This is a genomic window from Caulobacter segnis ATCC 21756, from assembly GCF_000092285.1.
Lineage (GTDB): Bacteria > Pseudomonadota > Alphaproteobacteria > Caulobacterales > Caulobacteraceae > Caulobacter > Caulobacter segnis.
The window spans coordinates 436,909-447,866 of sequence record NC_014100.1; the positions used below are offsets into that span (position 1 = coordinate 436,909).

At 66.7% G+C, this 10,958-nt stretch carries 8 protein-coding genes; 7 read left to right on the forward strand and 1 reads right to left on the reverse strand.

Features of this window, described 5'->3' with window-relative positions; translation table 11 throughout:
• The first annotated feature begins 7 nt into the window (after positions 1-7).
• From CSEG_RS02195 to CSEG_RS02220, 6 genes are read left to right on the forward strand one after another with little or no spacing between them, the layout of a single operon-like run.
• The gene (locus CSEG_RS02195) at positions 8-1,675 is read left to right on the forward strand and encodes a methyl-accepting chemotaxis protein (protein WP_013077619.1); all 1,668 of its coding nucleotides are present in this window, start codon (positions 8-10) and stop codon (positions 1,673-1,675) included.
• Positions 1,676-1,726: 51 nt separating this feature from the next.
• Entirely contained in the window at positions 1,727-3,760 is a 2,034-nt protein-coding gene (locus tag CSEG_RS02200; protein ID WP_013077620.1) for a HAMP domain-containing methyl-accepting chemotaxis protein, read from the forward strand.
• A gap of 58 nt (positions 3,761-3,818) precedes the next feature.
• Complete coding sequence (locus tag CSEG_RS02205) at positions 3,819-5,618, forward strand: methyl-accepting chemotaxis protein (protein ID WP_013077621.1); 1,800 nt, start codon at positions 3,819-3,821, stop codon at positions 5,616-5,618.
• On the forward strand, positions 5,615-6,091 hold the full coding sequence (locus tag CSEG_RS02210) for a chemotaxis protein CheW (RefSeq protein WP_013077622.1): 477 nt from the start codon (positions 5,615-5,617) through the stop codon (positions 6,089-6,091). The genes CSEG_RS02205 and CSEG_RS02210 overlap by 4 nt, the downstream gene beginning before the upstream one ends.
• A 55-nt stretch (positions 6,092-6,146) precedes the next feature.
• Positions 6,147-7,007: a CheR family methyltransferase gene (locus CSEG_RS02215; protein ID WP_013077623.1), complete on the forward strand. Its 861-nt coding sequence runs from the start codon at positions 6,147-6,149 to the stop codon at positions 7,005-7,007.
• Positions 7,008-7,009: 2 nt separating this feature from the next.
• Positions 7,010-8,122 (forward strand): protein-glutamate methylesterase/protein-glutamine glutaminase, encoded by a 1,113-nt coding sequence (locus tag CSEG_RS02220; RefSeq protein ID WP_013077624.1) that lies wholly within the window; start codon positions 7,010-7,012, stop codon positions 8,120-8,122.
• A 38-nt stretch (positions 8,123-8,160) separates the two neighbouring features.
• Here CSEG_RS02220 and CSEG_RS02225 read toward each other — a convergent pair whose 3' ends face one another.
• A complete protein-coding gene (locus CSEG_RS02225) occupies positions 8,161-9,912 on the reverse strand; it encodes a hypothetical protein (RefSeq protein ID WP_013077625.1) in 1,752 nt (583 codons plus the stop codon).
• Positions 9,913-10,165: 253 nt separating this feature from the next.
• Between CSEG_RS02225 and CSEG_RS02230 the strand changes: the two genes are divergently transcribed.
• Positions 10,166-10,957, forward strand: a complete 792-nt coding sequence (locus CSEG_RS02230) for an ABC transporter permease (RefSeq protein ID WP_013077626.1) — start codon at positions 10,166-10,168, stop codon at positions 10,955-10,957.
• Position 10,958: the final 1 nt, after the last annotated feature.

Genomic DNA, 10,958 nt, shown 5'->3' on the forward strand with positions numbered 1-10,958 from the left:
TAATCCCATGCGTCTGACCATCAAACTGCAACTCGCCCTGGCCTTCGGGTTCGTCATCGTCCTGCTTCTGGTCGGAAATCTCTTCGGCCTGAACGGGCTGTCGAAAGCTAACCGCGAAATGGACGCCATGATCAACGGGCCGGCCACGCGCTTGGAGGCCGCGCAGCAGCTGGAAATCCATCTGCTGAACATGGTGCGCGCCGAGAAGAACATGATCCTGGTCGGATCGCCCGAAGAGGTGCGCAAGCTGGAGGCGTCATTCGACAAGGAGCGGCAAGCTTTCGACGCCCTGCTGGCCAAGGCCGAAGGCTTGGCGACGGCGGAGGGCAAGCCGAAGTGGGAAGCGCTCGGCTCAGCCTTCGAGCAACTGACCGACGTGCATGCCAAGGTGTTCCAGTTGAGCCTTGCGGGTGACGATGCGGCCGCTTCGGCGTTGTCGATGGGCGAGGGCCGCAAGGCCGTGACCGAGGCCGGCGCGCGCGCGGATGAGTTGGTCGAACTCTCGCAGGCCCAGCTGGAAGCCGCTTCGGCCAAGTCCGACGAGGACTTCGCGGCGACGCGCAACCTTCTGATCGGCGTCTCGATCGTCTCGCTGCTCGCCGCCATCGGCGCTGCTGTCTACATCGGCGCCGTAGTGAGCAAGGGGCTGGCCCGCGCCGGCGAGGCCGTCCGCACCGTCGCCGACGGCGATCTGACCAAGACGGTCGAGATCACCACGCGGGACGAGATCGGCGATCTGCTCGGCAACGTCAACGTGATGATCGAGCGCCTGCGCGGCATCGTGGGGGACGCCCTCTCGGCTTCGGAGAATGTCTCGTCGGGCAGCCAGGAGCTGTCGGCGACCGCCGAGCAGATGAGCCAGGGCGTGACCGAACAGGCCGCCGCGGCCGAGCAGGTCTCGGCCTCGATGGAAGAGATGGCGGCCAACATCAAGCAGAACGCCGACAACGCCAACCAGACCGAAAAGATCGCCCGTCAATCGGCGTTGGACGCCGAGACCTCGGGTCAGGCGGTCAACAAGGCCGTCGACGCCATGCAGACCATCGCCGAGAAGATCACCATCGTGCAGGAGATCGCGCGTCAGACCGACCTGCTGGCCCTGAACGCCGCCGTCGAGGCTGCTCGAGCGGGCGAACACGGTCGCGGCTTCGCGGTGGTCGCTTCGGAAGTGCGCAAGCTGGCCGAACGCAGCCAGAGCGCCGCAGCCGAGATCAGCGCGGTGTCCAGCGATACCGTCAAGGCGGCTCAGACCGCCGGCGAGATGCTGACGACGCTGGTGCCGAATATCCGCAAGACCGCCGAGCTGGTCTCGGAGATCAGCGCCGCGTGCCGCGAGCAGGACATCGGCTCCAGCCAGATCAATGAAGCCATTCAACAGCTGGACAAGGTCACCCAGCAGAACGCCGCCGCCTCGGAAGAGATGTCGGCGACGTCGGAGGAGCTGGCGGCTCAGGCCGAGGAGCTTCAGACCTCGATTTCCTACTTCCGGACCGAAAGCGCTGGCGCCGCCCGTCGCGCCACGCCTCGTCCGCCGGTCAAGCGCGCCGCTCCGGCCGCCAAAGGGGCGGTCCGCACCCCGGTCGCCGCCCAGCAGGCGCGCGCCGCAGGCTTCGCCCTCGATCTGACCCAAGGCGGCCCTGACTCCGACGACGCCGATTTCCGTCAGTACGCGTAAGGCAGGCGCGCCAACCGATAGCGCCGATCATTCGCCCAAAGGAATTCTGAGATGCGTGCGACGATCAAACTGAAGCTGGCCTGCGCCTTCGCCGCTGTTCTTCTGCTGGCGGCCATTCTTGGCGTCGTGGGCGTCGCGAAGATGGCGACGGTGAATGACCAGTCCACCATCATCACCGAAAACTGGATGCCCAGCATCGACGCGGTGCATCGCATCAACACGGCGACCTCCGATCTGCGGGCGCAGCATTACGCTCACGTCGCGTCGACCGACCCGGCCGACATGGCGGCGGTGGAGAAGCAGATCAAGCAAACGACGGATCTCATCGCCCAGGAGCGAACGAAATACGAGAAGCTGATTTCGTCCGATGGGGAGCGAAACATCTACAACGCGTTCTCGCGAAAGTATGAGAGCTATCTTCAAGACGCCGACAAGGCGCTTGCCTTCTCCCGTCAAAACCAGAACCAGGCCGCCGCCCAGATCCTGAAGGATAGCAAGCCGCTCTACGACGACATGTCGAGCGATACTCTGCGCCTGGTCGACCTCAACGTCGCGGGCGGCAAGGCGGCGAGCGAGACGGGCGACAAGGTGTTCGCCAACTCGCGGGCCTTGTTCATCGGGGTCGTGGTCGTGGCGCTGGTCATTGGCGCGGGCGCGGCGGTGTGGATCTCCCGGACTGTCACGAGCGGATTGCGCAAGGTGGGGACCGCCATTCAGGCGGTCGCGATTGGCGATCTCAATCAAGAGGTGGCGGTTCACACCGACGACGAAGTCAAGGATCTCGTCACGACGGTGAACCAGATGACCGCCAATCTCCGCGCGACGGCCGCGGTGGCCGACAAGGTCGCCGATGGCGACTTGAGCGCGCAGCCCAAGCCGCTGTCCGACAAGGATACGCTGGGCATGGCGCTGGAGCGCATGACCGCCAATCTGCGCGAGACGGCTGGCGTGGCGGACAAGGTTGCGGACGGCGATCTGACCGTCCAGCCCCAGCCCCGGTCGGACCGGGATATGCTGGGCCTGGCGCTGGAGCGCATGGTCGCCAATCTGCGAGACACCGCTTCGATCGCGGACAAGATCGCCGACGGCGACTTGACCGTGCAGCCCCAGCCCCGGTCGGACCGGGACATGCTGGGCGTGGCGCTGGAGCGCATGGTCGATCGTTTGCGCGGCATCGTGGCCGACGCTGTCGCGGCCTCGGAAAACGTCTCGTCGGGCAGCCAGGAGCTGTCGGCCACATCCGAACAGATGAGCCAAGGCGCGACCGAACAGGCCGCCGCGGCCGAGCAGGCTTCGGCCTCGATGGAAGAGATGGCGGCCAACATCAAGCAGAACGCCGACAACGCCTCCCAGACCGAGAAGATCGCCCGTCAATCGGCGTTGGACGCCGAGACCTCGGGTCAGGCGGTCAACAAGGCCGTCGACGCCATGCAGACCATCGCCGAGAAGATCACCATCGTGCAGGAGATCGCGCGTCAGACCGACCTGCTGGCCCTGAACGCCGCCGTCGAGGCTGCTCGAGCGGGCGAACACGGTCGCGGCTTCGCGGTGGTCGCTTCGGAAGTGCGCAAGCTGGCCGAACGCAGCCAGAGCGCCGCGGCCGAGATCAGCGCGGTGTCCAGCGATACCGTCAAGGCGGCTCAGACCGCCGGCGAGATGCTGACGACGCTGGTGCCGAATATCCGCAAGACCGCCGAGTTGGTTTCGGAGATCAGCGCCGCCTGCCGCGAGCAGGATGTCGGCGCCGGCCAGATCAACGAGGCGATCCAGCAATTGGACAAGGTGACTCAGCAGAACGCCTCGGCCTCGGAAGAGATGTCGGCGACGTCGGAGGAGCTGGCGGCCCAGGCCGAGGAGCTTCAGGCCTCGATTTCCTACTTCCGCACCGACAGCGCCGGCGCCGCCCGTCGCGCCCCGGCCCGCCCGGTGGCGAAACGCGCGGCTCCGTCCGCCGCCAAGGCGTCGGCCAAGGCTCCCGCCCGGGCCCAGGTCGCCGCTCAGCAGGCCCGCGCCGCGGGCTTCGCGCTGGACCTGACCAAGGGCGGCCCCGACTCCGATGACGCCGATTTTCGTGAGTACGCCTGAGACCTAGCGAAAAGGCGGGGACCGTTGGCCCTCGCCGCCCCAACCAAGAGGCCCAACCATGCGGTTGACCATCAAGCTCAAACTGGCCCTGGCCTTCGGATTCATGATCCTCTTGCTGATCGGGACTTCGCTGTTCAGCCTGAACGGACTATCGGGCGCCAACCGAGAAATGGACGCCATGGTCGCGGGCCCGGCGGCGCATCTCAAGGCCGCCCAGCAGTTGAATATCCGCGCGCTGGATGTGACGCGCGCGGAGAAGAACATGCTGACGAGTGACAGCGCTCAGGAGATCGCCGCCCTCTCGCGACGGATCGACGAGGATCGGCAGGTGTTCGATGAGCTGATCGCTAAGACCATTGAGCAGGTTCCGGTCGATTCCCGCGCGAGATGGGAAGACCTCGATCACGCCTGGAAGCGTTTTGAGACCGTGGATGATCGCCTTCGGGAGTTTATCCAGCAGGGCCGCCGCGACGAGGCCATCGCCCTTTCGAACGGTGAGTCGCACCGCTTGGCCGGCGAGATCGGCGAGCAAGTTGAAGCGCTGGTGGCGCTCTCCGACAAGCAACTGGAAGCGGCCGTCGCCAAGGTGGACGTCGACTTCGCTCATCTGAGGAACATCCTTGTCAGCTTGGTCGTGGTCGCGACCGTTGCGGCCGCGGCCGCCGCCGCCTGGATCGCGTACAACATCAGCAAGGGCCTGAAGGCGATCTCGGTGCTTGCCGACGCCGTGGCTCAGGGCGACCTGACCCAGAAGGTGAAGGCGACCAGCAACGACGAGATCAAGGACCTGGTCGATACGATCAACCACATGGCCTCCAACCTGCAGGCCACCGCCGCTGTGGCCGACCGCATCGCCGACGGCGATCTGACGGTCCAGGTCAAGCCGATCTCCGAGAAGGACGTCCTGGGCCTGGCGCTGGAGCGCATGGTCGACCGTCTTCGCGGCATCGTGGCCGACGCCATCTCGGCCTCCGAGAACGTCTCGGCGGGCAGCCAGGAACTGTCGGCGACCGCCGAGCAGATGAGCCAGGGTGTGACCGAACAGGCCTCGGCCTTCGAACAGGTCTCGGCCTCGATGGAAGAGATGGCGGCCAATATCAAGCAGAACGCCGACAACGCCTCGCAGACCGAGAAGATCGCTCGCCAGTCGGCGATCGGGGCGGAAACGTCCGGCCAGGCGGTCACCAAGGCGGTCAGCGCCATGCAGACCATCGCCGAGAAGATCACGATCGTTCAGGAGATCGCGCGTCAGACCGACCTGCTGGCCCTGAACGCCGCCGTCGAGGCCGCGCGGGCCGGCGAACACGGTCGCGGCTTCGCGGTGGTCGCTTCGGAAGTGCGCAAGCTGGCCGAACGCAGCCAGACGGCCGCCGCCGAGATCAGCGCCGTGTCCACCGACACGGTGAAGGCCGCGCAGACCGCCGGCGAGATGCTGACGACCCTGGTTCCCGACATCCGCAAGACCGCTGAGTTGGTCTCGGAGATCAGCGCCGCCTGCCGCGAGCAGGATATCGGCGCCAGCCAGATCAACGAGGCGATCCAGCAACTCGATCGCGTCACCCAGCAGAACGCCTCGGCCTCGGAAGAGATGTCGGCGACGTCGGAGGAACTGGCGGCCCAGGCCGAGGAAATGCAGGCGTCGATCGCCTACTTCCGGACCGACAGCGTCGGACAGACGCGCCGTCCGGCGCGTCCGCCGGTCAAGGCGCCCGCCGTCCCCAGGGCGCTGGCGAAGGCCAAGTCGCCCGCTCGCGCACCGGTCGCCGCCCAGCAGGCGCGCGCCGCGGGCTTCGCCCTCGACCTCACCACTGGCGGCCCCGACGCCGACGACGGCGAATTCAAGGAGTATGTCGCATGAGCGAAGCCTTCCTCGAGCGGCAGTGCGTGACACTCGGCCTGGGCGCCGAGGTCTTCGCCGTGCCGGTCGCCTTCGTCCGCGAGATCCTGGACTACAGCGCCCCGTCCGCCCTGCCGGAAGGTCCCAACTATCTGCTGGGGCTGACCGACGTCCGGGGCAGGGGCACGCCGACCTTGGACCTGCGCGCCAAGCTGGGCCTGCCGCGCGTATCGCCGGACCTGGCGACCCGGATCCTGGTGCTGGACGTGCCGGTCGATGATCGCATCCTGGCCTTGGGCCTCGTCGCCGATCGCGTCATCGAGGTGGCGACGTTCGAACCCAGCGAGATCGAGGCCGCGCCCGATATCGGCGTGCCGTGGCGGTCGGACTACATCAAGGGCGTGGTCCGTCGCGACCACGGCTTCGTCGTGATCTTCGACCTCCCCAGGCTGCTGACCAGCCAGGACGCCGCGCTCATCGCCCAGGCCGCCTGACGCGCGAGCGTCGGACAAAAGCAGAGCGCGCTGGCGCCCGACGAAAGTAGAATCCGTGTCGCAAGTCCCCCTCGCGCAGACCATTGATCCGCAGTTGGACGAACTGTCCGCCAAGAACTTCGCGCGGCTGTCGGCCTTCATCCACGCGTACAGCGGCATCAAGATGCCGGCCAACAAGAAGACGATGCTCGAGGGCCGCCTGCGTCGCCGGATGCGCACCTATGGGCATACCAATCTGAATGACTACTGCCGGTTCCTGTTCGAGGACGATGGACTGGAGGCCGAGACGGTCCACCTGATCGACGTGGTCACAACCAACAAGACCGAGTTCTTCCGAGAACCCACGCACTTCGACTTCCTGGAGGCGACGGGCTTGCCAACGCTGGCCCAGGGCCGGCGAAAGCCGATCCGGATCTGGAGCGCGGCCGCCTCGATCGGCGCCGAAGCCTACACCCTGGCCATGGTCCTGGAGGACTTCGTGACCGACCGGCCGGGTCTCGACTACACCATCCTGGCGACCGACATCTGCACCGATGTCCTGGCCAAGGGCGTTGCCGGCCGTTACCCGGAAACGATGATCGACCCCGTGCCCATGGCCCGCCGTCGCCAGTACCTGATGCAGTCAAAGGACCGTTCGTCGGGCGAGGTCCGGATCCGGCCCCAACTTCGCGCCAAGGTCGCGTTCGGACGGTTGAACCTGATGGACGACGTCTATCCGGTCGACCGCGACATCGACATCATCTTCTGCCGCAACATCCTGATCTATTTTGACAAGCCGACGCAGGCGAAGGTGCTGGGCCGGCTCTGCGACCATCTGGTCTCTGGCGGCTATCTGTTTCTGGGCCATTCTGAGTCGATCGTCGGACTGGATCTCCCTGTCCGACAGGTGGCCAACACCGTGTTCCAGAAGCCCTAGCCGTGCCAGTCGATCGAAAAATCCGGGTCCTGATCGTCGATGACTCCGCGACCGTGCGGCAGACCTTGGCGTCCGTATTGGAATCCGATCCGCAGATCGAAGTGATCGGGGTCGCTTCCGACCCCTTCGTCGCCGCCCGCCGCATACGAGACGAGATCCCAGACGTCATCACCTTGGACGTCGAGATGCCGCGGATGGATGGCATCACCTTCCTGCGTAAGCTGATGGCGCAGCACCCCGTACCGGTTGTGATGTGCTCGTCGCTGGTGGAGGACGGCACCGAGACGCTGATGCAGGCCTTGGAGGCCGGGGCGGTCGATATTGTTCTGAAGCCGAAGGTCGGGGTCGCCGAGCACCTGATGGAATCGCGGATCCGGATCTGCGATGCGGTCAAGGCCGCGGCCAGCGCCCGGGTCTCGGGCGCGCGGCGGCCCCCCGTGGCGGTCGGTCGGACGCTGTACGAGCCCGAGCGCAAGCTGACCGCCGACGCCATGCTGCCCCCGCCGCCCAAGGCGGCGCTCGGAAGCAAGGCGATGGCCCGCACGACGGAAACGATCATCTGCATGGGCGCCTCCACCGGCGGCACGGAGGCGCTACGCGCCGTTCTGGAGACCCTGCCGCCGGATTCGCCCGGCATCGTCATCGTCCAACATATGCCTGAGCGCTTCACCGCCTCCTTCGCCCAGAGGCTCGACAGCATCTGCGCCGTGTCGGTCAAAGAGGCGGAGGACGGCGATACGGTGCTGCGCGGACGGGTGCTGATCGCGCCCGGCAACAAGCACACGCTGCTGGAGCGGAGCGGCGCCCGCTACTACGTCTCGGTCAAGGACGGTCCGCTCGTGACGCGACACCGCCCGTCGGTGGATGTCCTCTTCCGGTCGGCCGCTCGGTCCGCCGGCTCCAACGCCGTCGGCGTGATCATGACCGGCATGGGCGACGACGGCGCCCGCGGTCTCGAGGAGATGAAGCAGTCCGGCGCCTTCACGATCGCCCAGGACGAGGCGTCCTCGATCGTGTTCGGCATGCCCAAGGAAGCGATCGCGCGCGGCTGCGTCGATCGCGTGGTTCCCCTGCAGCAGATCGCCGCTGAAATCCAGAAAGCTTCGAAGCGCTAGAGCGGAAGGCGCGGCCGAGGGCGCGCGCCCGCTCGAGGCTAGAACAGCACGTCGTCGTCGCTTTGGGCGGCGGGCGGCTGGGCGTGCGGGTTCAGCTCCGGAACCTCGCCGACCGCATCGGCGAACGGCGCATGGACCTCGCGCTCCTGCGCCATGGTGTAGGTGCGAGACAGCTTGGCCATCAGCGGCGCCAGCACCGCCGCGAGATCGTCTATGGGGCCATCCTGCCCGAGATCCCGGTTCAAAAGGCCCAGGGCTTCGTCGAGATAACCACCGACCTGACGGTCGAAGTCGAAACGCGTGGCCGCCTGCCTCAGCATATCCACGACCGCGCCGCCCTGTTGAGCCGCGCTGGCGAGGTCGCCCTCCACTTCGTCCCCGGTCTTGCGGATTCGTTCGACGGCGTCGCGAAGCGCCTCGGCCGCCGCCGAGGCCGCGCTGGCCTGGCGCTCCAGGAGCTCGCTGTCGTCGACCGCCTCGTCCGTCGTGGATCCGAACAGCGATTCCAGCGCGGCCAGGGTGTGCCCCGCGGAGGTCTCCAGGTGGGTGGCGTGCTGGCGAAGCTCGATGGCGATGACGCCCAGAGGTTTGCCTGTCTCGCCGATGCGCGAGCACTTCAGCGTCGTGTTCATCGCCATCATCTGCACGTCGGCGCGCATGTTCTGGATCGCGGCGATCTGGGCGGCGAGGTCCCGAGCTGAGCGCGCCGCCGAGCGGCTGACCGTTTCGGCGGACCGTTCGCCGGCCTCGATGTCGTCAACCAGGGCGAAGGCCTTGCCCACATTGGCTTCCAGGCCGCGCAGGAAGTTGCCTTCGCCGCCTTTGCCCTCGGCGTGATCGCGCAAGCGTAGGATCTCATTGGCGTCGGCCGCCATGGCCCCGACGTTGAGGCCGATGCGCGAGACGTCGCGGCGGAAATCCCGCGTGGTGGCGTCCAATTGCGCGATCAGCACGCGGCGCAGAAAGGTCGTCAGCCGCGCGCGCGCCTCGGGAGGCAGGGCGTGCACCTCCGGGGCCTCCATCAGGGCGAGGCCGAACTGCACGTGCTCGATCCGCTGGCGGGTGATGTCGCCGATCTGGAGGGCGGCGAGCGCGGAGGCGACTTTCTTGCGCACCTCGCGCGCCAGGCCGGCGACCTGCTGGCTGATCTCGCCGATCCGCGCCTGGTGGGCGGTGATCGCCGTGACCTGGGCGACCAGGGAGTCCGGCACGGCCGGCAGCAACTCGTCGCAGCGGCGCGCGAGATCGGCTTCCTGGCCCAGGGCTTGACGCAGGTCGCCGTCCAGCCCGGCCAGATCGGCGCGGAAGGTGTCCAGCTGGTTGCGGCCTAGCTCGATGCAGTCGCAGATCTCCTGGGCGAAGATCGCGAACTCCGGACCCGCGGCGGCGATGCCGCCCGAGGTGATCTTGATGTTGACGCCAAACACCCGGAGGTAGGCCAGGTGCTTGTGCATGTCCTCGATGCACTTGTTCAGCTCGGCCCCGACCTTCACCAGGCCGCTCAGCTTTTCGAGACGTCCCTCCAGGCTCTGCGGCAATTGGCGCAGGGTGTCGGAGGCTTGGCCTAGTTCACGCGCCGCGGTCGCGACGCTGTCGCCGTCGAGGCTTTCCTTCATGCGATCTAGCGCGGTGATCAGCGCGTTCATGCCGTCGACGGCGCGCGACAACACCTCGCCGACGTCGAGGAAACGACCCTCGATCGCGCTGCGCGCGGCCTCAAGGCAGGCGCCCGTCCGGTCGTCGGCCGAGATCGCGGAAGAGGCGGAGACCGCCAAAGAAGAAGAGACCATGAAATCGCCACAGAGGGTTACGCGCCACCATGACCCGAATGTGCGAATTTGCCGTAAAGGCGGCGCGCTATTCTCGGAGACCGGCGATTGACGACGCGCCGAACCATTGTCGCGGCGCGCGGCGCTCTGTAAGCAGGCGCCTTGCCGGCGCCGAGAGGCGTCGCGACGCGATGATCGGGCGCTTATATCCGCCCTGATTTCGTCGCGATGATGTTGAATTCCGGCCCGTCCACGGCCCCAAGGAAGGATCCGCATGCCGAGCCCAGTGATGGCGGCCATCAAGGACGTTACGGACGGTGTTCGTCTGGCGCCCCTGTGGTGGCGGCTCGGCCTGGACCAGACGGCCTCCCGTTTCCAGCGCTCGGTGCTCGGCCCGTTCTGGATGGCCTGCAACCTGCTGGTCGTCGCGTTCGCTCTGGCCTTCCTGGTCAGCACCCTGATGGGCGTGGACATGTCCAAGAGCTACCCGCAGGTGGTGGCGGGACTTCTAGCCTGGTCGCTGGTGGGAACGACGATCGCCGAGGCCCAGGCGATCTTCCTCTACAACGCCGGGCTGATGCAGAGCCAACGTCTGCCGCTGAGCTTCTACGTCTTCCTGCACGCTCAGAAGGCCGCGACCAACTTCCTGACCCAGATGATCGCCTTCTGGGCCGTGATGCTGGTGCTGCATAAGTTCGTCATTCCCCATTGGACGCTGATCCCGGCGTTCGCGCTCATGTTGCTGATCGTCTGCCTCCAGGGCTTCATCATCGCGATCCCCTCGACCCGGTTCCGCGACGTGGCCTACATGATGAGCTACATCGTGCAGCTGCTGTTCTACGTCACGCCGGTGTTCTGGATGGCCGACAACATCAGCGCCCAGCGTCGCTGGGTGGTCGAGCTGAACCCGTTCGCGCACCAGGTCGATCTGCTGCGCGCGCCGCTGCTGGGACATGCTCCCGCCGTCAACGACTGGATCTGGGTGCTCGGGACGACCGGCGTCCTGGCCCTGGTCGCCTTCGCGCTGCTGGCCATGTTCCGCAAGCGCGTGGTCTTCTGGCTGTAGG